The organism is Marinobacter metalliresistant (assembly GCF_038098645.1).
GTDB classification, from domain to species: Bacteria; Pseudomonadota; Gammaproteobacteria; order Pseudomonadales; family Oleiphilaceae; genus Marinobacter; species Marinobacter metalliresistant.
On sequence record NZ_CP101118.1, the window covers coordinates 836770 to 860385 of the forward strand.

A 23616-nucleotide genomic window follows, 5' to 3' on the forward strand; every position below is an offset into this window, starting at 1 on the left:
TCAATCACCTGCACAGTCAGACTCGGTAAAAATCCCGATACCAGTCCACAAAGTTGGCAATACCTTCTTCAACCGTGGTCGATGGCTTGTAGCCCACATCTGCGATCAGGTCATCAACATTGGCGTAGGTGGCTGGCACGTCGCCGGGCTGAAGGGGCAACAGCTTTTTCTCGGCTTTTTTCCCGATCCGCTGTTCAATAATTTCGATAAAGCGAGACAGCTCCACCGGATTGTTACTGCCAATATTGTACAGGCGATAAGGTGCTTTGCTCGTGCCCGGATCAGGGGTTTCGCCACTCCAGCCCTGATTTGGCCCGGCTACGTGGTCCAGGGTGCGGATCACGCCCTCCACGATGTCATCAATGTAGGTGAAATCCCGGCGGTGGTGGCCGTGATTGAAGACATCGATGGGTTCACCGGCCAGAATCTTCCTGGTAAAGATGAACAGTGCCATATCCGGCCGGCCCCAGGGGCCGTAGACCGTGAAGAACCGAAGGCCGGTGGTCGGCAGGTTGTACAGATGGCTGTAGGTGTGTGCCATGAGCTCGTTGGCCTTCTTGGAGGCTGCGTAGAGACTCAGGGGGTGGTCCACATTGTCATGCACCGAGAAGGGCATGGTCTCGTTGGCACCGTATACGGAGCTGCTGGAGGCGTACACCAGGTGTTTCACACCGTTGTGACGGCAACCCTCGAGGATGTTCATGAAGCCAACCAGATTGGCGTCCACATAGGCGTTCGGATTCTCGATGGAGTAACGTACCCCGGCCTGCGCCGCCAGATGCACTACCCGCTCCGGCTTTTGCCTGGCGAAGAGCGCTTCCATGGTGGCCCGGTCAGACACATCCTCGCGGACTTCGGTAAAGCCCGCTTTGCTGGTCAGCCGTTCCAGGCGAGCTTCCTTCAGGTTCACATCGTAATAATCATTGACGTTATCAACGCCAATGACCTCATCACCCCTGTCCAGCAGCCGGTGAGCCAGGTGTGATCCAATAAAGCCCGCAGTACCGGTTACGAGAATCTTCAAGTGTCTCTCCTTTGAACGAAATGCCGGCCTTTGAACCAAACGGCGGTGTCAGAATGAAACGCCCGCACTCACAAACGGCCCGCCAATTTCCACATCCAGCCGGTCGTTGCCATCTTCGTAATCGATGGACATCTGGCGATAGCCGGCCCGGAACCGCAGAACTGCCATTTCATACTGGCCGTAGGCGTTGAAATCGAGCAGCGAATCGCCGCCATAGCTGATGAAGTTGCCTTCCGTGCCCACCGATACGCCGGTGAACGGCAGGTCGAAGCGGGCAGCAAGGTAGCCCATGGGGATAACGGCATCAACGCTGGTTTCGCTGGTGGCCAGGCCATTTACTTCCTGCACTGTGAGATCACCGGCAAGATCACGGGCGGTCAGGCCTAGATCCAGGTTAACCCAGTTATCGAGTACTTCGTAATACAGGGTCAGGTCCAGTTGCTCAAGGTCGAAATCGGATTGGACATCACCAGTAACACCATCGAAGCCCACCAGACCAACTTGACCCCGGCCACTCTGCTTAACCCGTGTGTAGTTGATGCGAATATTCGGCAATACCGGAACCGGATGCTCCAGGTACAGCGAGGCGTTGGCAGTGGAATCGCCGCCCAGGTTCAGGTCGTTTTCGACATCGACCAGATCGTTGTTCGTCGCAGCCTTACCGGACAGATCGGAATCCCAGTAACTTACACTGGCACCCAGACCAACCACGTCCGCCTGGGACAAAGGCGCCACCAGAATCAGTGAACCGCCCACAGCAAGCATCAGTTTACGCATGACCCACCTTTCTATTTTGTTGTCAGTTTCAATCAGTCGAACCGGATTCCCAGACGGCGCCCGACTTCCTCGTAGCTCTCGATAACCTCGCCCAGGCCCTGGCGAAAGCGGTCCTTGTCCATTTTCCTGCGGGTTTCCCTGTCCCAGATCCGGCAACCGTCCGGACTGAACTCATCCCCCAGCAAGATCTTCCCTTCACTGCGACCGAATTCCAGCTTGTAGTCCACCAACAGCATACCGGCGTCGTCAAACAGGGCCTTGAGCACATCGTTCACCCTGTAGGTGAGCTCTTTCATCTGAGCCAGTTCATCGGCTGTTGCCCAGCCAAAACTGATCGCCAATGACTCGTTGACCATCGGGTCATGAAGCGCATCGTTCTTGAGAAACAGCTCGTAGGTGGGCGGGGTCAACGCCTGGCCCTCTTCCACACCCAGACGCCGACACAGACTGCCGGCGGAGATGTTGCGAACCACACACTCAACCGGAATCATGTCCAGTTTTTTTACCAGGGATTCGGTGGAAGACAGCAGCCCTTCGAAATGAGTAGGCACGCCCGCTGCTTCCAGCTTTTCCATGATGAACGCATTGAACCTGTTGTTCACCATGCCCTTGCGGTTCAGCTGTTCCTTTTTTTCGCCATCAAAGGCAGAGGTATCATCACGGAATACCATCACGAACCGTTCAGGGTCGTCAGTACGGTAGACGGATTTCGCCTTGCCGGCATAGAGTTCTTCACGTTTTTCCATCAGGAGTCTCCGAAAAGCGGTCGCATCAGGTGGCCGCTTTCTGAATCAGTATAGGTAATCGAACAGTTGCGTGAGCAGATCCGACGTTGACCGGCTGCCCGTGTAATCCGGCAGGCGCTCGGCAGAAATGACAATTGCATCATCACGCTGGCTCAGGTTCACAGTGTGGCTATGCCTGGGGGCTTCCTTGTCACGGAACCAACTGAACCAGCCCGGACTGCGCTCATCTTCGGTACGGAAATCAACCTGGAACCACCCTTCAGTGCGGTTCAGGTCTACAACCGGGATGCCGGAATCCGTAAGCGCGCGACTGACTTCCGCCCAGGCGCGGCCGTAGTCCAGCTCCACACGGATAGCAATGGCCTCTTCATTCTCCAAGATCAGGCGGACCACAGGATCCCTGGCCATCCCTGATGCGGCACGGGAAAAGGATTTGCTCTCTTCCCGCACCCTGAGAAATTCGCCCATGTCCGCCAGCAGGCGTTTCTGCAAGGCCAGAGCCTGCTCCGGAGGATCGGATGCGCCGCTCCAGGGAATCAGCTCGTCCGGCTGACCGGCAACTTCCAGCTTACGCACCTGAATTTCCGTGGTTTTGCGCCGAACGCCAGGTGTTATGCGGACCTGAAGGACCACTTTCTGCTCTCCGGCCGAGGGATCGTCAGACAATTCCACCAACTCACGGGCACGCTTGCTGAAGTTGGCCAGTTCACTCTGCAGAATTCCCAGTTGCGGACTGTCGAAGCCAACACCAAGACCGCGTTCCGCCAGATAGGTGCTCATTGCCGGCCAGATCCTGCCGGGCACATCGTTCACCAGCAACCAGACGCTGCCATCAAGCTCTTCGATCACATAATTCTCATCGAGGATATCGGAGGTCATATCCGGTGGCCGGGGAATCTCGGTTGGATACATTTTGCTGGCGTCGGCCAGTCGGACGTCACGGATTGGCATGGCTTGGCTGAAACGGGAACCATCGGCCGTTTCCGGGAGTTCCAGCGGTTGCCCTTCCCTGGCATTTACATAATGCTCGGATCGGTCTTCAATCATACCGCATCCGGAGACTGTTGCCACAAGCAACAGCCCGCACAATACAACAACGGGTTTAGCCATGAAGGTATTACCGGTTCCTTGTAGAACCTGCATCTGGTTACTCCGGGTCGGGGACGATTTCAGCAAACTCAGAGTACACCTGAGGCCTTGAGAGCATCTTCCACTTCGCTGTGGAACTTTTCACTGAGCGGTGTCAGCGGCAGGCGAATGCCTTCGCCGATCATGTCCATTCGATGCAATGCCCATTTCACGGGAATCGGGTTGGCTTCCAGGAACAGCTTCCGGTTGAGCGGCATCAGCAACTCGTTGAGGCGCTCTGTTTCCTCACGATTGCCTGCAATCGCCGCTTCGCACAGCCGCGACATACTCTTCGGAGCAACGTTAGCGGTAACGGAGACATTGCCTTTGGCGCCGGCAAGCATCAGTTCCGCGGCTGTGGCGTCGTCGCCGGAGTAGACCGCAAGGCGCCCGTCCAGAGCCTCAATCAGTTCGGCACCCCGGGGTATGTTGCCGGTTGCATCTTTAATACCCACAATATTGGGAATATCCGCCAGTCGCAGTACGGTCTCGTTCAGCATGTCACAGGCGGTCCGGCCCGGCACGTTGTAGAGCATCTGGCTGATGCCCGGGACGGCTTCGGCAATCGCCTTGAAGTGCCGGTACAGGCCTTCCTGGGTCGGCTTGTTGTAGTATGGCACCACCAGCAGGCAGGCATCGGCACCCAGCTTATGGGCTTCGGTGGTCAGCTCAATGGCTTCGCGGGTGCTGTTCCCACCGGTACCCGCAATAACCGGAATCCGGCCGTTCACGCGTTTAATGATGTGGCCGACAACCCGGCAATGCTCTTGCGGATCAAGCGTTGCGGACTCGCCGGTGGTACCGACAGCGACAATACCGTGCGTGCCGTTTTCCATATGAAAGTCGACCAGTTTGTCCAGATCCTCCCAGTGAATTTCACCGTCTGGATGCATGGGCGTGACCAGTGCGACAAGGCTACCCGTAATCATAAAAGCTCCGTCCGAATAAAACCGATATGGTAATGTTGAGCACGAACTGACACAAGGGAATTAAAGGAGATGTCATGCCATCCGTCGAGTTAAACAAACCTGTTCCGGATTTTGAAGCCGCGGCCACGGGCGACCAGACCATTCGCCTGGACGATCTCAAAGGGCGGAATGTCGTTATTTATTTTTATCCGAAAGACAACACCCCCGGCTGCACCACTGAAGGCCAGGACTTCCGCGACCGAATGAAACAGTTTGAAGAACTGGACACCGAGATTCTGGGGGTGTCACGGGATGGACTGAAAGCACACGAGAATTTCAGGGCAAAACACGAGCTTCCTTTCCACCTAATTTCCGACAAGGACGAGGCGTTGTGCAAGCTCTTTGATGTCATCAAACTCAAAAAGCTGTATGGCAAGGAATACACGGGGATCGACCGCAGCACCTTCCTGATCGATCAGGAAGGTGTGCTGAGAGCCCAATGGCGTGGCGTCAGGGTAAAGGGCCACGCGGATGAAGTGCTGGAGACTGTGAAGGGGCTTTGAGCGCCATTCAGACCTTTTCGCTATCCGGCGAAGGAACGGACTCCTTCACCGGCCAGGCGGAAAACACAGCCTTGAGCATGGTGGCGAGCGGAATGGCAAAGAAGACACCCCACAGGCCCCAGATGCCCCCGAAAAAGAGCACCGCCACGATGATGGCGACCGGATGCAGGTTGTTCACTTCCGAGAACAGCACCGGAACCAGCACATTGCCGTCCAGGGCCTGGATGATTCCGTAAACGGCCATCAGCCAGATAAACTGGCTGCCCCAGCCGAAGGCAAACAGTGCGATTACCGCCACGGGAATTGTCACTACCGCGGCTCCGATGTAGGGAATCACCACGCTCAAGCCAACCAGCAGGGACAGCAGCGCGGCATAGGGCATTCCGAGCAGCTTGAAGGCGATGTAGGTTGCTCCGCCGACTATGACAATTTCCAGCGCCTTGCCGCGAACATAATTGGCGCACTGCAGGTTTACCTCGTGCCAGATCGTCAGCATCATCGGGCGCTGGGGCGGAAGCAGCCTGGCAATGGAGCCAAGCAGGATCTCCCGGTCTTTCAGGAAGAAAAACACCAGGATGGGCACCAGTACCATGTAGATCAGCAACGCCACCAGATCCGGAATACTGGACAATGAAAAGGACACCAGCCATTGAGTGAACTGGCCCACTTCGGTGCTGACCTGCTGGTAAACCGCACCGACAGCGTCAGATGAAATCAGATGCGGGTACTGCTCCGGCAACAGCTCAAGGTAGGACTGCAGCTCGCGGATAATCCGTGGTGCCTCCCCGGCCAGGGCGCTGAGCTGAACCCAGATCAGCGGCAGCAGACCGAACAGGAAACCCACAAGCACGCCAAGGAACACCAGGAACACACCGAGGATGGAGACCATCTCGGGAATGCCAAGCCTGTTGAGCTTGGTGACCAGCCCCTGCAAAATAAAGGCGATGATGAGCGAAGCGATGGCCGGGGCCAGCATGGCACCAAACCAGATAACAAAGACTGTTCCTGTTACCAGAATCAGGAACAGGATGACCGCTTCTTCATCCGAAAAATATTTATGCGCGAGACCGCGTAACGTCCTGATCATTGACAACTCCGAAATATTAGCCGCCGCACTTTATCACAAACCGGTATTGCCCGGCGGCCTCAGAGCTGCTCATCAGTGTATGCCGGGAAAGCTTCAAAAACGCCGGGATGTCCCGGGCAGAGCCGGCGTCGGTGGCGATAACTTCGAGCTCCTCACCGGGCGCCATGGTGTTCAGTTCCAGTTTGGTTTTCAGCAGCGGCATCGGGCAACGCAGCCCGGAGGCATCGAGGGATCGGTCAACCATACAAACGAGGCACCATCACAGTCACTATAAGCGGATTTAACAAGCAGGCATTATGCCGACAGTGATAATGTATTGCATCACAATCCTCTTCAAGGAGGGGATAAGAACTTTTTATCGTAACCCGCTGTCCAACCGGCGATTCAGACCAAAGGCAACCGGCACTACATGATTCCAGACCAATCCCGCCATCGGGCATTCCTGACGTTCGGAAGCGCCGCGCTGCTTACCCTCACACTGCTGATCATGTCCCTGCCAGCCCGCGCCCAGGAAAGCAGACTCCCCAGTATTGGCGGCAACGGTGGCGGCCTGATCGCGGGCCAGCAGGAATCGGATATCGGCCAGCAGGTGATGATCTCCATTCGTCGCTCGACACCACGCATCACGGACCCACTGGTTTACGATTACCTGAGTGCCATTATATACCGGCTGGTACCTTCCGCCCCGCTTCAGAACCGCGATCTTACGCTGACACTGATCGACAGCCCGGCCATTAATGCCTTTGCCGTGCCAGGCGGTATCGTCGGGGTGAACGGAGGCCTTTTCCTCAACGCCGCAACCGAGCAGCAGTTTGCATCGGTACTGGCCCATGAACTTGCGCACCTCAGCCAGCGGCATTTCGCCCGCCGCATGCAACAGCAGGAAACCAGCGCGCCCCTGACCCTTGCGGGGATGATTGCAGGAATCATACTGTCAGCAGTCACCCAGTCCGATATCGGGATTGCCGCCATTGCCGGCACCCAGGCCCTGGCGGTCCAGAACATGCTTGCCTACAGCCGGGCCAACGAGCAGGAAGCGGACCGGGTTGGCCTGGACATACTGGCCACCGCCGGGATGGATCCCAGCGGAATGCCGGAGATGTTTGAAATCATGATGCGTCAGAACCGGATGCAGGGAAACCGGCCGCCCGAGTACCTGTCCACGCACCCCCTGACCCAGAGCCGGGTCGCAGACACCCGAAACCGTGCCGAACAGTATCCCGATGAAGATATCCGGGACGGGCAGGAGTATCATCTGATGCGCAGCCGCCTGCAGGTTCGTTACGCCCCCTCTCCGGAGATCGCGGTCGAAACCTTCGAAGGCTACCTTAAGCAGCCGGATGCGCAGCGAAACGACGCCATCCGGTATGGTCTGGCGGTCGCGTACACGGAAGACAGGCAGTATGAAAAGGCCGCTGACATCCTGAACGACCTGCTGGCAGGAAATCCCGGGAGGATCACCTTCCAGGTGTCACTGGCGGAGGTGCGGCTTGCCCAGAACCGACCAGACGACGCCAGGGCGATCCTCATGGGAGCCTTGGCAAGAAATCCGGGCAATTATCCGATTACCTACGCCCTGGCCGAAACCGAAATTGCCGACGGCAACGGCCTCGCGGCGGCCGAACACCTCAAGCAACTAACCCGCAAGCTGCCGGGCCAGGAGCAGCTCTGGCTGAAGCTCGCCGAGGCCGAGGGTATGGCACGGAACATCGTGGGCGTGCATCGGGCCCGCGCGGAATACGACGTCCTCATGGGGGATCTGGAGGCCGCACAGCGACAACTGAGGCAGGCACAGGAGAAACTTCCCGCAGGCGCGCCCCAGAGGCAGGTCGTAACCGAACGGCTGGCAGAAATCACCAGCCGCCTGAACGCCCACTTCAACAACTGATCAGGCGTTGCCTGCGGCTTTCAGGTTCGTATTTGCGGTAAAATCGAGCATACGCTGCAGCGGCCTTAGCGCCCGCTCCCGCAGGGCCGGGTCCACATGAACTTCCTGATCACCCTGCTCCAGTACGTGCAACAGGTTTTCCAGACCGTTCATCGCCATCCACGGACAATGGGCGCAGCTGCGACAGGTAGCGCCATTACCGGCCGTTGGTGCTTCAATCAGCGTCTTGTTCGGTGCCAGTTGCTGCATCTTGTAAAAGATGCCATTGTCAGTGGCAACAATGAACTTCTCATTTGGCAGCGTCTGGACCGCATGTATCAACTGGGACGTTGAACCCACCACGTCGGCCATTTCCACGACCGCATCCGGAGACTCCGGGTGCACCAGCACGGCGGCATCAGGGTAGAGCGCCTTGAGATCTTCCAGGCCACGGTATTTGAATTCCTCATGGACAATACAGGAACCATCCCAGAGCAACATGTCGGCACCGGTCGTCTTCTGAACGTAATGTCCCAGGTGTTTGTCCGGCGCCCAGAGAATTTTCTCGCCGCGGGCGTCAAGATCTTCGACAATGGCCTGGGCACAGCTTGAGGTAACTACCCAGTCTGCCCTCGCCTTGACTGCAGCAGATGTGTTGGCATAAACCACTACGGTACGATCCGGATGCTGGTCACAGAACTCCGAGAACTCGTCTTCCGGACAACCGACGTCCAGGGAGCAGGTCGCCTCAAGCGTAGGCATCAGCACCCGCTTCTCCGGATTCAGGATCTTGGCGGTCTCCCCCATGAAGCGAACACCGGCCACCACCACCGTCGACGCCGGATGCTGATTACCAAACCGGGCCATTTCCAGGGAATCGGCGACACAGCCGCCGGTCTCTTCGGCAAGGCGTTGAATGTCCGGATCCGTGTAGTAATGCGCCACAAGCACCGCATCCTCAGTTTTCAGGGCGGACTTGATACGGGCTTCCAGGTCAGCCTTTTCGCTGGCGCTGAGCGGCTTCGGCTCGGCGGCATGGGCCAGATGTTCCTGAACAAGGATACGGTCTTCAGCGTGTGTCATTACGGCATCTCTGTGTTGCATTTTCAGGGGGGAGTATTACCTAGGTAAGATCGTATACGCAAAAAAAAAGAGCCCTAAGGCTCTTTTTTCACAAAAACCCGGAGGCTTCTGTTATTTGGTGGGTCGTGAAGGATTCGAACCTTCGACCAATTGGTTAAAAGCCAACTGCTCTACCAACTGAGCTAACGACCCATGACTGTTGATCAAAGCCTGTGGCCTCAATCCATACCGAACGATTCAGCCCATCCGGTATTTCGTAATTGGTGGGTCGTGAAGGATTCGAACCTTCGACCAATTGGTTAAAAGCCAACTGCTCTACCAACTGAGCTAACGACCCAAACGAGGCGCATATAGTAATGATTTTTGGCCGCTGATCAACCCCTTTTTTTCAGGTTTCTCAACATTTTTCCCGTACGGAGAGCTCAGATGTTTCCTGACGCCAGATACTTCCTTGCCAGGTCTGCAGCACTACTGGCGGGGTAATCCTCAATCACCATTTTCATACGGCGCTGCGCTTCAGCCTTTTCACCCAGGCGATCATGAGTCACGCCGAGCTTGTAAAGCGCATCCGGCGCTTTCCGGTGATCGGCAAAACGGGTGGCAACAATGGTGAATGCCTGCTTCGCCTGTTCCAGCTGCGGCTTGACCAGATAAACCTCACCCAGCCAGTAATAGGCGTTTACGGTAAGGTCGCCTTCCGGATACTTATCGATAAACTCGTAAATCCGGCTGATGGCCTCATCATATTTCTTCTGGTTGCGGATAAGATCCTGAATCTGTTCGTAGGCCTTGCGCTCTTCGGCACCGGGCTGGCGATACTCCCTGACTGCCGGGGCCGAACCGGAAGTGGCCGGATTCGGGCCTGCTGAGGGCTCAGGAGCCGGTTGCGAAGCCAACTTCTCAGACAGGTCCAGGATACGCTGATCCAGGTCAATATACCGGTCGCGCCCCTGTTCCTGCAGGCGGTTAATCAGATGCCTTTGCTCCTCCACTTCACCCTGGAGGCGCCTGACTTCGCCCTGAAGCTGCTGGATCATGTAGAACAGCTCAGCCGTGGCCTGGCTGTTGTTGGCGCTACGCTGAGCGTTCTGAGCTGATTGCGCCAGGGCTGCCCCCGCCTGCCCGAAGGCAAGCGGGAGCAACACTGTCGCCATGAGTGTTTGTCTCATGGTCCTTCCTGTGTGATTACTCAAATACGAGTTCCACACGACGGTTCTGGGCCCACGCACTTTCACTGGAACCCATCACTGCCGGCTTCTCTTCGCCATAGCTTACGGTTTCAATCTGTCCCCGTGAAGCACCATTCACAATCAGGAAGCGCTGAACTGCGTTGGCACGGCGCTCACCGAGGGCCAGGTTGTACTCCTTGGTGCCGCGCTCGTCAGCGTGGCCTTCCAGACGAACATTCCGGCCCGGATTGTTGGCCAGGTAGCGGGCATGGGCCACCAGGACGTCACGGGCTTCGGGCTTGATTTCCGCAGTATCGAAATCAAAATAAAACACGGTAATATCACGCAGCGCTGCCTGCTCGGCCTGCTCACGGGCGGCCATACGCTCTTTTTCTGTCATTGCAGAGGAGGAAACGCCACGCTGATCATCACCGCCGTACACGGTAGAACCGCCTTCCTGATCCACAGCCCCGACGTCTGAGCCGTACTCGCCGTCTTCCGCGGTTCCGCCGGTCGAACTACAGCCTGCAACCAGGCCTACGGAGAGTAAAAGTGCAAATGCCTTGGATTGAGCTGAAAACTTCATAATCTTTTCCTTTCAGTTGATTGACGTTATTTCTTGAACAATTACCGAAGCCGGTCGGGCTATGGCAATCAGCGAACCAGAGGCCCCCAGGCCGGGTCCCGAACCTCCCCCTCAGAGCCCGGAAGACTGTATGCAGCCCCGCCATCCGACGATATGACGGTAAGCACGCTGGTGCCATTCTGGTCGGTTGCATAGATCAGCATCCTGCCATTAGGGGCAACACTTGGAGATTCGTCAGACTCTGTCCGGGTGAGGATGGTTTCCTCCCCGGTCTCAAGGTCTGTACGGGCAATGTGAAACGCGCTGTCACGCTGATGTACGTAATAGACAAATTCTCCGTTGCTATCGGCCCGCGGGCGGGCGTTGTAACGGCTACCAAAGGTAATGCGCCGGGGTTCGGCACCGGGTGTTTCCATATGATAGATCTGGGGGCCCCCCGAACGGTCGGAGGTAAAGAAAATTCCTTTGCCACTGGCGTCCCAGTTCGCTTCGGTATCGATCGCCCAATGGTTGGTCAGCTTGGTCAGCTGACGGGTCTCCAGATTCATGCGGTAAATCTCCGCATTACCGTCCCTGGAAAGCGTCATCAGCAGCGACCTGCCATCATCAGACCAGGCGGGCGCCGAGTTAAGGCCCGGAAAATCCGCAACCTTGGTACGCTTGCCAGAGGCAAGTTCATGCACGAATATCACCGGCTTTCCGGTTTCAAAGGAGACATAAGCCAGCTTTTTACCATCCGGCGACCAGGCCGGCGAGAGGATTGGCTCCTGACTTTCCAGCCGGATGCGGGCCCGCTTGCCATCCACATCGCTTACCTGCAAACGGTAGCGCGGCTTGCCACCGGCGGCATCCAGAGTCACAAAGGCAAGCTGGGTCGAGAATACCCCGGGCACGCCGGTAATCGCTTCGTAGACCTTGTCGCTGATGTGGTGGGCCAGGGAGCGCATGTTGGAGGCGGGCGCCGCCGCCGTTTCTCCGAGAATCCGCTCCTCGCGGTTTACGTCGAAGAGCTCGTAGCGGGCCTGAACCCGGTCGCCACTGCGGCTGAGCCCGCCAACAAGCACGTAACGCTGGCCTAGCAAACGCCAGTCCCGGAAATACACTTCTTCCCGCCTGGATGGCAGACTCAGCATCTTTTCCGGTGACAGGGCGCGAAATTCGCCTGTCATGGTGAGGTCCGCCTGAACAATACTGCTGACCTTGTCTCCGGCGGGCATCTGACCGGACTCGGCGAATGGAACCACAGCGACAGGTATGGCGGAATCTGCACCCTCGGTTATCCGGATTAGCAGTTCTGCCCGCACGCCTGAAACAGCTACGAATACCAGAGCGATTGCTGCCAGAATTGTCTTTGACGGGTTGTACCAAATCCCCTGTGTCATGGTGTTATCCGTATCCTTATCTCAACCTGCGTGGGTTGAACTCAATCGTAAACTGCCGGAAATACCGTTCAAACGTATCACGCTCGTTGGGTATTGGGTAACGACTCAGGGAGCGTACAGCGCCCAGAGCTGAATTGTCGAAAGCGGTATTGCCACTGCTGCTGACCAGTTTCACACTGGCAAGTTCACCCGTGGGCAGCAGCGTGATCTGCAACCGCGCTGTCATCTCCTCCGTGGCCGACGACGGCGGATACCAGGCCTGACTGAGCCTTTCCCGTATCAGAGCCTGATACTTTTCACTCTCGGACAGCATTTGCGCTTCTCTGGCCTTTGCTGCTGCCGCCTCTTGCTGGCGGCGAGCCTCCGCCTCGCGAGCTCGCCGGGCTTCATCTGCCTGAGCTTCCAACTGCTGCTCCCGGAGCTTCCGTTCCGCCTCAAGGCGCTTACGTTCAGCCTCCTGGCGCGCCAACTCTTCCTGGCGCTTGCGCTCCGCGTCTTCACGCTTGCGCTGTTCTTCCTGCCGGCGCTTCTGTTCCTCAGCCTTCTTTCTGGCCTCTTCCTGCCGCCGCTTTTCTTCCTCAGCTTTCTGGCGTTCGCGCTCTTTCGCCTCAGCCTCGGCTTTTTGACGGGCGGCTTCCTCTTCACGGGCTTTCCGGGCCTCCCGTTCCCTCGCCTCGGCTTCCTGTTGCTCACGCTCCTTCTGTTGCTGGTGTTGCTGGAGCCGCTTCTCCTCTTCGCGCTGCTTCTGCTCGGCAACCCGCCGTGCCTTTTCTTCCTGGCGTCGCTTCTCGGCCTCTGCCTGCTTGCGCTGTTCCTCGGCCCTGCGTTCTTCGTCACGTTTTTGCTGATCTACCGGATCCACGACCGGGCTTGGCTCTGGTTCCTGCTGCGTGATCAGGCGTGCCGAGATACTTCTGGGCGGCGGTTCGTGTTCCGGCGAGCTCCAGGACCAGCCTGTCAGTGCAATACCGACGATCAGCACATGAAGCGTTACCGAAAGCACCACTGGCGACTTCCAGGGCGGCACTCCGGTTGTGGTTACTTCGCGCTGGTTATCTCTCACAACACTCCTGCCCGCACCGGTGTCACTTGTCGTCCCGGGGTGATTCAGTGATCAGGCCAATACTGCTGGCACCGGCACCCTGCAATTCCGCCATCAGACGGACAACCGTGCCATATTCAACGTATTCATCGCCACGGACCAGAATTTCACTGGAGGAGCGCTGAGACAGAATTTTGGCGATCTGCTCCCGGACTTCGGCCAGCGACATCGGATCGCTGCCCTTATCGCCCACTTCCACGTAGTAGGCACCGTTAGCGTCCACTGAAACGATTACCGACTCGACGTCTTTATCCGCCTGAATCGGATCAGCGGTGGTCTGTGGCAGGTCCACCTTGACGCCCTGAGTCAGCATCGGCGCGGTAACCATAAAAATAATCAGCAGCACCAGCATCACGTCAATGTACGGAACCACATTGATTTCCGACATTGGCTTTCGCCGTTGTTCCGGCATCATTCCCATGCCTTTCATAAACTTTCGCTCCTGCCCCGACTCCTACCCTCAAAAGGTGTAGCCATCACGCGGCGCTCTTTTCAGTCTGGTGAACGCGGCGATGAAGAATACTGGAGAACTCATCAGCAAAGGTTTCATAATTCTTCAGCAACGCATCGGACATGGCGGAGAAGCGGTTGTAGGCGATAACCGCCGGAATTGCCGCAAACAGACCCATAGCGGTTGCAATCAGGGCTTCGGAAATACCCGGGGCAACGGTTGCCAGAGTCGCCTGCTGCACCTGGGCCAGGCCGCGAAATGAATTCATGATGCCCCACACGGTCCCGAACAGACCCACATAGGGGCTTGTCGAGCCGACCGTTGCCAGAAACGGAAGATGGGCCTCCAGGCGCTCCTGCTCGCGGGAGAAGGCAACACGCATTGCCCGCTGAGTGCCTTCCATCACGGCATCGGCATCGCGGCTTTGCTGGCGCAGCCGGGAAAATTCCTTGAAGCCGGCTCGAAACAGCGATTCCATACCGGAAAACGGTGTCGGTTCAGCATTCACTTCCCGGTACAACTGGCCGAGATCCATACCAGACCAGAAACGCTCCTCAAATGCCAGCTGCGCCCGCTTGGCTTGTCGGAACACCTGAAGGCGCTGAAAAATAAGCGCCCAGGACATAATTGATGCCAGGGCCAGCAAAAGCATGACCAACTGCACCAATACACCTGCGTTTGCAATCAGGTACCAGACTGAAAGTTCTGAATCCACCTCTTACTCCTGACTCATTCTGTTAGTTGTTTCAGGAGGCTGGACATTTCTGGCCAGCAGTTCCTGCATATTGTCCGGCAGGCGACGGGGCCGGCCGGTGTCCAGAGAGACACAGGCAACCCGCACTTCACCGTCACAGAGCAGTTTCCTGTCTGCCGCGCGACTGACTCTCTGCCTGAAGTCCATCCACACCCGGCCGAAAGCCACTGGCTCAGCAGTTACCAGCAGTTCGTCGTCGAGCTTCGCCGCTACAGAGTAGTGGATGGACAGCCTCTGCACGACATAGCTGATGTTTTCGGCAAGACCCGCTCTCAAACCGACGCCACAACTGCGCACCCACTCGGTTCGGGCCCGCTCCATGTAATGAAGATATTTGGCATGGAATACGATGCCTCCCGCGTCCGTGTCTTCGATATAGACCCGGACCGGCAATTCAAAACTCGCTTCTACCGACTGTTCAACCAAAAAGATCGCCCTCCCTGCCCGATTTCGGAGGGACAACCCCGAAATGCTGGTAGGCGTTGGAGGTGACCATGCGGCCCCTCGGCGTACGCAGCATGTAGCCCTGCTGGATCAGGAAGGGTTCGAGCACATCCTCGATTGTGCCCCGCTCCTCACTGATGGCGGCGGCAAGGCTCTCCACGCCCACAGGGCCACCATCAAACTTTTCAATCATCGCCAGCAACAGCCGGCGGTCCATATGGTCGAAGCCCTGACTGTCCACTTTCAGCATGTTCAGGGCCTGATCGGCGATGTCAGAGGTGATACGACCATCGAAGCGGACTTCGGCAAAATCACGGACCCGGCGCAACAGACGGTTGGCGATCCGCGGGGTGCCCCGTGACCGGCGTGCAATCTCGAACGCACCGGCTTCATCGATAGAAACAGAAGACAGGCGGGCGGATCGGATAATAATACTGGTGAGATCTTCAGTGTTGTAGAACTCCAGGCGCTGAACAATGCCGAAGCGGTCCCGCAATGGCGATGTCAGCAAACCGGCACGGGTGGTGGCCCCTACCAGGGTAAACGGCGGCAGATCCAGCTTGATTGAACGGGCGGCCGGGCCTTCACCGATCATGATGTCCAACTGGTAATCTTCCATGGCCGGATACAGCACTTCTTCCACAGCAGCGCTGAGGCGGTGGATCTCGTCAATAAAGAGAACGTCGCCTTCTTCAAGGTTGGTCAGCATCGCCGCCAGATCCCCGGCCTTCTCCAGAACCGGGCCCGAGGTTGTCTTGATGGACACACCCATCTCGTTGGCAATGATATTGGCGAGGGTGGTTTTACCAAGACCGGGTGGGCCGAAGATCAGCACATGGTCCAGAGCTTCCTGGCGCCCACGGGCAGCTGAAATAAAAATATCCATCTGCTCACGGACCGTCGGCTGGCCAACGTATTCGGCCAGTAAGGCCGGGCGAATCGCCCTGTCATGCACTTCTTCGTATTCACCGGCCCGGGCCGAAATCAACCGGTCGGATTCGATCATGGCATCACCCATAGTGTGGGAATCAACATCGTGCCTCACCTTCGCCCGCGGTTCCAGGCTGCCCCAATTGTACAAAGGGCTTTGAGGGTGTCACGTTACGCTCTCTACAGGTTCGCGACAGGTGTCGGTGATCAGGCCGGTATCATGTTGCGAAGGGCCAGCCGGATCAGGGTCTCGCTGGTCATGCCCTCCTCTGCCACCTTGCTGATGGCCTTGGCCGCTTCCTGGGGCTTGTACCCCAGCGCAATCAGCGCGGCTTCCGCCTCCTCTGTCGCCCCCGGCCCGGCAGACGCCGCATGTCCGGCCACCTGCCCCAATCCTGTCGTATCAGGCGACGTTGGCACGAATTGCCCTTCAAGTTGCCCTATCCGGTCGGTCATTTCAACAAGAAGCCGCTCAGCCGTCTTCTTGCCAACCCCAGGCAGCTTGACCAGCGAGGCGGAGTCCCGGTTTTCCACGCAGCGGATAAACTGCCGGGCATCAAGGCCGGAAAGAATGCCCACCGCCAGTTTTGGCCCCACACCATTAACCTTGATCAACAGGCGAAACAGGTTCCGGTCCAGCCGAGAGGCAAAGCCGTAGAGACTCTGGGCATCTTCCCGGACGGCAAAATGGGTGTGAAGGGTAACTTCATCGCCCGTTTCGGGCAGATGAAAGAAGGTGGTGTAGGGAATGTCGATTTCGTAGCCAAGACCGGCGCACTCTATCAGCGCCTGGCCCGGAGCCTTTTCAACCAGAATACCTCGGATACGACCAATCAAGGGGTATCTCCTGTGGCTCTTGTGAGCAGTTTACTGTTGTCGCACGCGACCGCTTCGAACCTTTCCGGCACCACTGGCCAACCGCAGGATACTCTGACTCATGTGGGCATGACACATCGCAATTGCCAGCGCATCGGCCGCGTCCGCCTGAGGTTTGCGTGAGAGTGAAAGCAGCACCTGGACCATGTGCTGGACCTGGGACTTGTCTGCCCCACCCTTGCCGACAACGGCCTGTTTGACCTGTCGGGCGGAATACTCGTGAACCGCGAGGCCGCTGTTGGCGGCACTGACGATAGCTGCCCCCCTGGCCTGGCCCAGTTTCAGGGCCGAATCGGGATTGCGCGCCATGAACACCTGCTCGATGGCAAATTCTTCCGGACGATACTCGCCGATCAGCGTGGCCAGACTTTGGAAAATGGTCTGCAGGCGCTCTGCCATGGGTTTCTCACCCACGCGGATGCAGCCACTGTCGATGTATTCGATGTGCCGACCTTCCACACGGATGACGCCGTAACCGGTAATCCTCGATCCGGGATCAACGCCCAGAATTATCGCCACATCAATGCCTCTGTCTGGTCACAGCGACTCTGACGGTCGCCCGGGCGCAGAGCGTAAGGCCTCGCGCCCGTTGTTCCCAACTTAGTCTTTACCCTCGCCTGCTTCGGCCTTGTTGCCTTCCACCGGCTTTGCCGGCTTACGCAAACGGATGTGCAGTTCGCGCAGCTGTTTCTCGTCCACTTCGCCCGGCGCCTGAGTCATCAGACAGGTAGCGGTCTGGGTTTTCGGGAAAGCGATCACGTCACGAATGGACGTAGCGCCGGTCATCAGCATCACCAAACGGTCCAGGCCAAAGGCCAGACCACCATGGGGCGGGCAACCGAACTTCAGGGCGTCGAGCAGGAAGCCGAACTTGGCCCGCGCTTCTTCCTCGCCGATACCCAGGATGCGGAACACCGCTTCCTGCATTTTCTCGTCATGGATACGGATCGACCCACCACCCAGCTCGGTACCGTTCAGGACCATGTCGTAGGCACGGGACAACGCGTTGGCCGGATCTGCCGCCAGCTCTTCCGGGCTGCAGGAAGGCGCAGTGAACGGGTGGTGAATCGCCGTCAGACCACCGTCCGGGGTTTCCTCGAACATCGGGAAATCCACAACCCACAGCGGTGCCCACTCGCAGGTCAGCATGTCCAGATCGTGACCAACCTTGATACGCAGCGCGCCAAGGGCTTCGTTCACAACATTGGTTTTGTCGGCGCCGAAGAAAACGATGTCTCCATCTTCAGCACCCACCCGCTCCATAATCGCAAGGGCAACATCATCACCCAGGAACTTGATGATCGGAGACTGCAAACCCTCTACGCCCCTGGACAGGTCGTTGACCTTGATGTAAGCCAGACCCTTGGCACCGTAGATACCGACGAATTTGGTGTAATCGTCAATCTGCTTGCGGGTCAGCTCGCCACCTTTGGGTACACGCAGGGCGGCAACACGGCCTTTCGGGTCTTTGGCCGGGCCGGCGAACACCTTGAAGTCCACACCCTCGACCAGATCATTCACGTCCAGCAGCTCCAGCGGAATACGAAGGTCCGGCTTGTCGCTGCCGTAGCGCTGCAGGGCCTCGGCATACGGCATTTGCGGGAAGGACGGAAGATCGACATCCAGCACATCCTTGAACAGGGAGCGGATCATGTCCTCGTTCAGGCCCATCAGGATCTCTTCATCAATGAAGGAGGCCTCGATATCCACCTGGGTGAATTCCGGCTGACGGTCCGCCCGCAGGTCTTCGTCCCGGAAGCACTTGGCAATCTGGTAGTAACGGTCAACGCCAGACACCATGAGCAGCTGTTTGAACAGCTGGGGAGACTGAGGCAGCGCAAAGAACGAACCCTCGTGGGTACGGCTGGGTACCAGGTAATCACGGGCGCCTTCGGGTGTGGCTCGGGTCAGGATGGGGGTTTCCACATCCATGAAGCCGTTACTGTCCAGGTAGTTACGAATGTAGCTGGTTACCCGGGAGCGGAAACGCAGACGGTTGATCATCTCCGGACGGCGCAGGTCCACATAACGGTAACGCAGGCGAACGTCCTCACCAACATCCACATGCTCGTCCAGCGGGAACGGCGGCGTTGCGGCGGCATTCAGGATACTCAACTCCTTGCCCAGCAGCTCAACCTGCCCGGTGGGCATGTTGTTGTTCTCGGTCCCGGCGGGACGACGACGCACGCGACCGGTAACCTTGATCACAAACTCGCTACGGACTTTCTCCGCCAGGGCAAAGCTTTCAGGGGTATCAGGGTCGACAACCACCTGAGACATACCATCCCGATCCCGCAGATCCAGGAAGATAACCCCACCGTGGTCACGGCGGCGGTGGACCCATCCGCAAAGTGTGACTTCCTGATCAATGTGGGATTCGTTGATCCCACCGCAATAATGACTGCGCATACCGGTTCCCGTTACGTTTAATGTGTTCAAATTTGGTGCTTTAATGCCGCACCGGGTGTGGTGGGCTTTTCCGAAACACGCTGTGAATACGTCCCTGTACGCTCTGCTCCGCCATCCATGGCTCCGCAAGGTTTCGGAAAAGCCCACCACACCCGGCGCTACGTTGTTCGTGCCCGCTCAAAAAATGTTGCGACCATAGCGGAAAAGCCGCCCATTATAAACACAATGGCGCTGAAAATCAGGCGTGCTGGCACGCAAATGAGGCGACCGGATGACTGTGGGTTGGCAGCCGGCTAGAATGCTGCCTTTTCTATCAGCAGATGGAGTCTGAACTTGGCCACCAGAGCGGAGCAGAAACTGAAAACCCGGCGGGCATTAATGGATGCGGCGCTCTCGCAACTCAGTGCCGATCGGGGATTCGGCAGTCTGAGCTTGCGGGAGGTTGCCCGGGAGGCAGGCATTGCCCCGACTTCCTTTTACCGACACTTTGCCGAGCTCGATGAACTGGGTCTGGCCCTGGTGGATGAAGGTGGCGTTGCTCTGCGGCAACTGATGCGTCAGGCCCGTAAACGGATCGCCCGGGACGGTGGCAGTGCCATTTCAACATCCGTGGAGACGTTCATGGAGTATCTTGGCAACAATTCGAACCTTTTCCGGCTGATGCTGCGTGAGCGTACGGGCGTTTCAACCACGTTTCGAACAGCGGTGAAAGCGGAGATCGATCATTTCGTGACGGAACTGGCCGATGACCTTCGGCGGGTCGCGGAGGAAAAGAACAAGCCGCTTTCTGAAGCGAGGCTGGTGGCCGAGGCCATGGTGACGCTGGTGTTCAACCAGGGTGCCGAGGCGCTGGATGCGACTCCGAAGGAGCGTGAGGAACTCAAGGTTAAGCTGAAAACCGAGCTACGGATGATTCTGGTCGGTTCCCAGACGCTGGCAAAATACCAGGCTCGTTCAGGACGCTAGACGCCCGACCGGAGTTCCAAGAGCACCGGACCAAGCTGCTTCCTGACCAGCTCCAGCTCCTGATCGGTATAAGGCACCGGCGCCTGCGTGCCCCACACCGGGCCTGGCCACGCCGGGTCGCCTTCGAAACGCACGATATGGTGAATGTGAAGCTGGGGCACCATGTTGCCGAGGGCGGCGACGTTCATCTTGTCGCCGCCGAACACGTCCATCATGGCCTCGCTGAGCACCGAGGACTCCCGCACCAACTGGTGCTGCTGATCCGCCGACAACTGGTAGATCTCCCGGACCCCGGCAACAGCCGGAACCAGAAGCACCCAGGGCCAGGTACTGTCGTTCATCAGCCGGATCTCACACAGCGGACTATTGCCGAGACCAATGGTATCGGCATTTAACCGTTCGTGTAACCGGAAGTCCTCTGGGCCGCTCATGATCGCCCCCCCCTTGTTTGCTGCCAATGTGATTACTGCGAATGGAACTGGCTGCGACCACGGCCGATGGCGTAGTAAATCAGCCCATAACGTTCGAGCATGTCCGGCTCGTACAGGTTGCGGCCGTCGAACACGACTGGCTCACGGAGAGCGGAAGCGACCGACTCGAAATCCGGTGAACGGAACTCCTTCCATTCGGTGCAGATTGCCAGCACATCCGCGCCCTTGAGTGCTTGCTCTTTGGTACCGCAGAGGGTCAGACCGTCCTGGTCACCGTAGATGCGCTGGGTTTCTTCCATGGCCTCGGGATCAAAGGCCTGAACGGTGGCGCCGGCTTTCCACAGGTCTTCCATCAGGGTACGGGCGGACGCTTCGCGCATGTCGTCAGTGTTGGGCTTGAAGGCCAGCCCCCAAATGGCCACGACCCTGCCCTTCAGGTCGCCACCGAAGTAGTGACTGATCTTATCGAACAGGACGTGCTTCTGGGCGTAGTTGACCGCCTCAACCGCGTTCAGCAGACGCGCCTCATAGCCACAGTCACTGGCCGTCCGGGCCAGCGCCTGTACATCTTTCGGGAAGCAGGAACCACCGTAACCACAGCCCGGGTAGATGAAATGATAGCCAATCCGGGGATCGGAACCGATACCACGGCGGACGGCTTCGATGTCCGCGCCCAGTCGTTCGGCCAGGTTGGCGATCTCGTTCATGAAGCTGATCTTGGTAGCCAGCATGGAATTGGCAGCGTACTTGGTCAGCTCCGCAGATCGCAGATCCATGAAGATCATGCGGTCATGGCTGCGATTGAACGGGTAATAGACTTCCCGCAGCAGTTCCGCCGCCCGCTCGCTGTCGGTACCGACAACAATGCGGTCGGGCTTCATGAAATCATTGATGGCAGCGCCTTCCTTGAGGAACTCGGGGTTGGACACAACGTCAAAATCAAGCTCCAGCCCACGGCGGTCAAGCTGGGCCCGAACCGCTGCCCCGACCTTGTCACCAGTACCAACCGGCACCGTGGACTTGTCCACGACCACCTTGTAGTCGTCCATGAATTCACCGATGGACCGGGCCACAGCAGTAACGTACTGCAGATCCGCTGACCCGTCCTCATCCGGAGGCGTGCCGACCGCAATAAACTGCAAGGTCCCGTGGCCGACGGCTTCTTCGGTGTCTGTGGTAAAGGAAAGACGCCCTGCCTCGACGGTGTGCTTCACAATGCTGTCCAGACCTGGCTCGTAGATGGGAATCTGACCATTCTTCAGCTTCCCGATCTTGGCCTGATCAACATCCATACACAGAACGTGATGACCAACATCCGCCAGACATGCGCCGGTCACAAGCCCTACATAACCGGTTCCAAAAATCGTAATTTTCATCCGTTAAATCCCAACACAAACAAGAAAATTAATGGGTGTCGCTGGCTTTTTTCTTCCGCCAGATGGCTTCCCAGGCCAGCGCGGTGCCAACAATCGTATTCAGGTCGTCATAATCAGGCTGCCAACCCAGGGTTTGCCTGATAAGAGTGTTATCCGCCATCAGCGCCGCCGGGTCGCCCGCGCGCCGGCCGGTTTCGGTAACCGGAAAATCGGTGCCGGACTGTTTCTTCACAACATCAATCACTTCCCGAACCGTGAACCCGCGACCATAACCGCAGTTCATGACCTTCGAACGACCGCCGTCCGCCATGTAATCCAGCGCCATGACATGCGCTTTGGCCAGGTCTTCAACATGGATGTAATCCCGGATGCAGGTGCCGTCGCGGGTGTCGTAGTCGGTACCGAAGACACTCATGCCCTCGCGCTGGCCGGTGACGCACTCACAGGCCACCTTGATCAGATGGGTCGCCTCGGGCGTGGCCTGGCCGAGCAGGCCATCCGGGTTGGCCCCCGCCACATTGAAGTAGCGGAGGATCACGTAGTTGAGGCCGGAGGCCGCCGCCAGGTCCATGATCATCCGCTCGCTCATCATCTTGGAGGCGCCGTAGGGATTGATGGGGGCCAGCGGCAGATCCTCGGTCAGCACCGTCTGCTCCGGCATGCCATAAACCGCCGCAGTGGATGAAAACACCATGTAGGGCACTTCGTGCTTCTCGACCGCTTTCAGAAGGTTCAGGGTGTTGCGGGTGTTGTTACTGTAATACTTCAGGGGATTGGCGACCGACTCTGGCACGACGATGTTGGCTGCGAAGTGCAGGACCGCTTCAAACCGGTGCCGGGAGAACAGTTCCCCGACCGCCGCTTCATCGGCCAGATCGCCGACAACCAGCTCCCCTGCCGTGACCGCCCAGCGATAACCCGTGGACAGATTATCGAACACCACGATGTCGTGACCGGCCTGGCCCAGCTGGCGAACCACATGACTGCCAATATACCCGGCGCCGCCGGTAACGAGGACTTTCATAGGCGGGAACTACTCCTTCCCTGAAGATTGTTTGCGAAGGCGCCGGATTTCCGCCCGCCGCCGACTGAAAAATTCAGTGATCATCTCACTGCAACGATCTGCCAGAACACCACCGACCGAGGTCACACCCCAGTTCAGATGAGGCTCTTCCAGCGTCCGGCGTGCCGATTCCACCGCCCCGGCCTTGGGTTCGGCAGCGCCGTACACAAGGCGACTGATGCGGCCATGGACAATGGCACCCACGCACATGGTACAGGGCTCCAGCGTAACGTAAAGCGTGGCGCCAGGCAGCCGGTAATTGCCAACCCGGGACGCGGCGTCGCGCAATGCCCGGATTTCGGCATGGGCAGTCGGATCGCAGCCGGAGACGGGCGCGTTAAAGCCCGCCCCGATCTCCCCGCCCTCCAGCACCACCACGGCGCCCACAGGCACTTCCCCCTTCGCCGCGGCTTCCGATGCAAGCTGCAGAGCCCGGGTCATCCAATAGTGATCGGCTTCTGTGCGGGACATTGTCTTTTCGGGCATGGCGTCAG

The 23616-nt window shown here is 58.0% G+C and carries 26 protein-coding genes and 2 tRNA genes; 3 read left to right on the top strand and 25 right to left on the bottom strand.

Features of this window, described 5'->3' with window-relative positions; all coding sequences use genetic code 11:
- Positions 1-16: 16 nt before the first annotated feature.
- From NLK58_RS03855 to dapA, 5 genes are all read right to left on the bottom strand, one after another.
- Positions 17-1024 carry an NAD-dependent epimerase gene (locus NLK58_RS03855; protein ID WP_117617352.1) on the bottom strand — a complete coding sequence of 336 codons (1008 nt, stop codon included), beginning with the start codon at positions 1022-1024 and terminating at the stop codon, positions 17-19.
- Positions 1025-1072: 48 nt separating this feature from the next.
- Positions 1073-1801 carry a TIGR04219 family outer membrane beta-barrel protein gene (locus NLK58_RS03860; protein ID WP_341582106.1) on the bottom strand — a complete coding sequence of 243 codons (729 nt, stop codon included), beginning with the start codon at positions 1799-1801 and terminating at the stop codon, positions 1073-1075.
- A gap of 32 nt (positions 1802-1833) precedes the next feature.
- On the bottom strand, positions 1834-2547 hold the full coding sequence (purC, locus tag NLK58_RS03865) for a phosphoribosylaminoimidazolesuccinocarboxamide synthase (RefSeq protein WP_303286429.1): 714 nt from the start codon (positions 2545-2547) through the stop codon (positions 1834-1836).
- A gap of 45 nt (positions 2548-2592) precedes the next feature.
- On the bottom strand, positions 2593-3594 hold the full coding sequence (gene bamC / locus NLK58_RS03870) for an outer membrane protein assembly factor BamC (protein WP_339750310.1): 1002 nt from the start codon (positions 3592-3594) through the stop codon (positions 2593-2595).
- A gap of 131 nt (positions 3595-3725) precedes the next feature.
- Positions 3726-4604: a 4-hydroxy-tetrahydrodipicolinate synthase gene (dapA, locus tag NLK58_RS03875; RefSeq protein WP_341582107.1), complete on the bottom strand. Its 879-nt coding sequence runs from the start codon at positions 4602-4604 to the stop codon at positions 3726-3728.
- Positions 4605-4678: 74 nt separating this feature from the next.
- Between dapA and NLK58_RS03880 the strand changes: the two genes are divergently transcribed.
- Positions 4679-5146: a peroxiredoxin gene (locus NLK58_RS03880; protein WP_303286432.1), complete on the top strand. Its 468-nt coding sequence runs from the start codon at positions 4679-4681 to the stop codon at positions 5144-5146.
- Between the two features lie 7 nt (positions 5147-5153).
- On the opposite strand, the gene NLK58_RS03885 is transcribed toward NLK58_RS03880, so the two are convergent.
- The gene (locus NLK58_RS03885; RefSeq protein ID WP_303286434.1) at positions 5154-6233 is read right to left on the bottom strand and encodes an AI-2E family transporter; all 1080 of its coding nucleotides are present in this window, start codon (positions 6231-6233) and stop codon (positions 5154-5156) included.
- A 16-nt stretch (positions 6234-6249) separates the two neighbouring features.
- On the bottom strand, positions 6250-6477 hold the full coding sequence (locus tag NLK58_RS03890; protein WP_303286436.1) for a sulfurtransferase TusA family protein: 228 nt from the start codon (positions 6475-6477) through the stop codon (positions 6250-6252).
- Between the two features lie 243 nt (positions 6478-6720).
- On the opposite strand from NLK58_RS03890, the gene NLK58_RS03895 reads away from it, so the two are divergent.
- Positions 6721-8121 carry a M48 family metalloprotease gene (locus NLK58_RS03895; RefSeq protein WP_376788078.1) on the top strand — a complete coding sequence of 467 codons (1401 nt, stop codon included), beginning with the start codon at positions 6721-6723 and terminating at the stop codon, positions 8119-8121.
- Here NLK58_RS03895 and nadA read toward each other — a convergent pair whose 3' ends face one another.
- The 14 genes from nadA to aspS form a co-directional block, all read right to left on the bottom strand.
- Positions 8122-9183 (bottom strand): quinolinate synthase NadA, encoded by a 1062-nt coding sequence (nadA, locus tag NLK58_RS03900; protein WP_117617361.1) that lies wholly within the window; start codon positions 9181-9183, stop codon positions 8122-8124. It abuts the gene before it with no gap.
- Positions 9184-9299: 116 nt separating this feature from the next.
- A tRNA-Lys gene (locus tag NLK58_RS03905) sits at positions 9300-9375 on the bottom strand.
- A gap of 69 nt (positions 9376-9444) precedes the next feature.
- Positions 9445-9520 (bottom strand) — tRNA-Lys (locus NLK58_RS03910).
- A gap of 85 nt (positions 9521-9605) precedes the next feature.
- Positions 9606-10352: a tol-pal system protein YbgF gene (gene ybgF, locus NLK58_RS03915; RefSeq protein WP_117617362.1), complete on the bottom strand. Its 747-nt coding sequence runs from the start codon at positions 10350-10352 to the stop codon at positions 9606-9608.
- Between the two features lie 16 nt (positions 10353-10368).
- Positions 10369-10938, bottom strand: coding sequence for a peptidoglycan-associated lipoprotein Pal (gene pal, locus NLK58_RS03920; RefSeq protein ID WP_117617363.1), 570 nt, complete (start codon positions 10936-10938; stop codon positions 10369-10371).
- A gap of 68 nt (positions 10939-11006) precedes the next feature.
- Entirely contained in the window at positions 11007-12320 is a 1314-nt protein-coding gene (tolB, locus tag NLK58_RS03925; RefSeq protein WP_117617364.1) for a Tol-Pal system beta propeller repeat protein TolB, read from the bottom strand.
- Between the two features lie 16 nt (positions 12321-12336).
- Positions 12337-13326 carry a cell envelope integrity protein TolA gene (gene tolA, locus NLK58_RS03930; RefSeq protein WP_341582764.1) on the bottom strand — a complete coding sequence of 330 codons (990 nt, stop codon included), beginning with the start codon at positions 13324-13326 and terminating at the stop codon, positions 12337-12339.
- Positions 13327-13405: 79 nt separating this feature from the next.
- Positions 13406-13852 (bottom strand): protein TolR, encoded by a 447-nt coding sequence (gene tolR / locus NLK58_RS03935; RefSeq protein WP_117617366.1) that lies wholly within the window; start codon positions 13850-13852, stop codon positions 13406-13408.
- Between the two features lie 46 nt (positions 13853-13898).
- Positions 13899-14588: a protein TolQ gene (tolQ, locus tag NLK58_RS03940; RefSeq protein WP_117617367.1), complete on the bottom strand. Its 690-nt coding sequence runs from the start codon at positions 14586-14588 to the stop codon at positions 13899-13901.
- Between the two features lie 3 nt (positions 14589-14591).
- Positions 14592-15053, bottom strand: a complete 462-nt coding sequence (locus NLK58_RS03945; protein WP_117617368.1) for a YbgC/FadM family acyl-CoA thioesterase — start codon at positions 15051-15053, stop codon at positions 14592-14594.
- Positions 15046-16077, bottom strand: coding sequence for a Holliday junction branch migration DNA helicase RuvB (ruvB, locus tag NLK58_RS03950; protein ID WP_117620262.1), 1032 nt, complete (start codon positions 16075-16077; stop codon positions 15046-15048). Before ruvB ends, NLK58_RS03945 begins: the two co-directional genes overlap by 8 nt.
- Before the next feature lie 131 nt (positions 16078-16208).
- A complete protein-coding gene (gene ruvA, locus NLK58_RS03955; protein WP_117617369.1) occupies positions 16209-16838 on the bottom strand; it encodes a Holliday junction branch migration protein RuvA in 630 nt (209 codons plus the stop codon).
- Positions 16839-16868: 30 nt separating this feature from the next.
- Complete coding sequence (gene ruvC, locus NLK58_RS03960; RefSeq protein ID WP_117617370.1) at positions 16869-17396, bottom strand: crossover junction endodeoxyribonuclease RuvC; 528 nt, start codon at positions 17394-17396, stop codon at positions 16869-16871.
- Between the two features lie 81 nt (positions 17397-17477).
- Positions 17478-19286 carry an aspartate--tRNA ligase gene (aspS, locus tag NLK58_RS03965; RefSeq protein WP_117617371.1) on the bottom strand — a complete coding sequence of 603 codons (1809 nt, stop codon included), beginning with the start codon at positions 19284-19286 and terminating at the stop codon, positions 17478-17480.
- 333 nt (positions 19287-19619) lie between these two features.
- Here aspS and fabR point away from each other — a divergent pair, with 333 nt between their 5' ends.
- Positions 19620-20252: an HTH-type transcriptional repressor FabR gene (fabR, locus tag NLK58_RS03970; RefSeq protein ID WP_117617373.1), complete on the top strand. Its 633-nt coding sequence runs from the start codon at positions 19620-19622 to the stop codon at positions 20250-20252.
- Here fabR and NLK58_RS03975 read toward each other — a convergent pair.
- From NLK58_RS03975 to tadA, 4 genes are read right to left on the bottom strand one after another with little or no spacing between them, the layout of a single operon-like run.
- Positions 20249-20683: an HIT family protein gene (locus NLK58_RS03975; RefSeq protein WP_341582109.1), complete on the bottom strand. Its 435-nt coding sequence runs from the start codon at positions 20681-20683 to the stop codon at positions 20249-20251. The two genes, fabR and NLK58_RS03975, sit on opposite strands and share 4 nt — an antisense overlap.
- A gap of 32 nt (positions 20684-20715) precedes the next feature.
- On the bottom strand, positions 20716-22059 hold the full coding sequence (locus NLK58_RS03980) for a UDP-glucose/GDP-mannose dehydrogenase family protein (protein WP_341582110.1): 1344 nt from the start codon (positions 22057-22059) through the stop codon (positions 20716-20718).
- 28 nt (positions 22060-22087) lie between these two features.
- A complete protein-coding gene (gene galE / locus NLK58_RS03985) occupies positions 22088-23083 on the bottom strand; it encodes a UDP-glucose 4-epimerase GalE (RefSeq protein WP_117617376.1) in 996 nt (331 codons plus the stop codon).
- A gap of 9 nt (positions 23084-23092) precedes the next feature.
- Complete coding sequence (gene tadA / locus NLK58_RS03990; RefSeq protein ID WP_341582111.1) at positions 23093-23593, bottom strand: tRNA adenosine(34) deaminase TadA; 501 nt, start codon at positions 23591-23593, stop codon at positions 23093-23095.
- Positions 23594-23616: the final 23 nt, after the last annotated feature.

Bases quoted from the DNA above. Each gene is read 5' to 3' on its own strand.
- tolR (WP_117617366.1), bottom strand. From the start codon at position 13,852: ATGAAAGGCATGGGAATGATGCCGGAACAACGGCGAAAGCCAATGTCG.
- NLK58_RS03975 (WP_341582109.1), bottom strand. From the start codon at position 20,683: ATGAGCGGCCCAGAGGACTTCCGGTTACACGAACGGTTAAATGCCGAT.
- NLK58_RS03885 (WP_303286434.1), bottom strand. From the start codon at position 6,233: ATGATCAGGACGTTACGCGGTCTCGCGCATAAATATTTTTCGGATGAA.
- NLK58_RS03890 (WP_303286436.1), bottom strand. From the start codon at position 6,477: ATGGTTGACCGATCCCTCGATGCCTCCGGGCTGCGTTGCCCGATGCCG.
- pal (WP_117617363.1), bottom strand. From the start codon at position 10,938: ATGAAGTTTTCAGCTCAATCCAAGGCATTTGCACTTTTACTCTCCGTA.
- ruvB (WP_117620262.1), bottom strand. From the start codon at position 16,077: ATGATCGAATCCGACCGGTTGATTTCGGCCCGGGCCGGTGAATACGAA.
- aspS (WP_117617371.1), bottom strand. From the start codon at position 19,286: ATGCGCAGTCATTATTGCGGTGGGATCAACGAATCCCACATTGATCAG.
- ybgF (WP_117617362.1), bottom strand. From the start codon at position 10,352: ATGAGACAAACACTCATGGCGACAGTGTTGCTCCCGCTTGCCTTCGGG.
- NLK58_RS03880 (WP_303286432.1), top strand. From the start codon at position 4,679: ATGCCATCCGTCGAGTTAAACAAACCTGTTCCGGATTTTGAAGCCGCG.
- galE (WP_117617376.1), bottom strand. From the start codon at position 23,083: ATGAAAGTCCTCGTTACCGGCGGCGCCGGGTATATTGGCAGTCATGTG.
- bamC (WP_339750310.1), bottom strand. From the start codon at position 3,594: ATGATTGAAGACCGATCCGAGCATTATGTAAATGCCAGGGAAGGGCAA.
- NLK58_RS03860 (WP_341582106.1), bottom strand. From the start codon at position 1,801: ATGCGTAAACTGATGCTTGCTGTGGGCGGTTCACTGATTCTGGTGGCG.
- nadA (WP_117617361.1), bottom strand. From the start codon at position 9,183: ATGACACACGCTGAAGACCGTATCCTTGTTCAGGAACATCTGGCCCAT.
- tolB (WP_117617364.1), bottom strand. From the start codon at position 12,320: ATGACACAGGGGATTTGGTACAACCCGTCAAAGACAATTCTGGCAGCA.
- tadA (WP_341582111.1), bottom strand. From the start codon at position 23,593: ATGTCCCGCACAGAAGCCGATCACTATTGGATGACCCGGGCTCTGCAG.
- purC (WP_303286429.1), bottom strand. From the start codon at position 2,547: ATGGAAAAACGTGAAGAACTCTATGCCGGCAAGGCGAAATCCGTCTAC.
- dapA (WP_341582107.1), bottom strand. From the start codon at position 4,604: ATGATTACGGGTAGCCTTGTCGCACTGGTCACGCCCATGCATCCAGAC.
- NLK58_RS03895 (WP_376788078.1), top strand. From the start codon at position 6,721: ATGTCCCTGCCAGCCCGCGCCCAGGAAAGCAGACTCCCCAGTATTGGC.
- NLK58_RS03980 (WP_341582110.1), bottom strand. From the start codon at position 22,059: ATGAAAATTACGATTTTTGGAACCGGTTATGTAGGGCTTGTGACCGGC.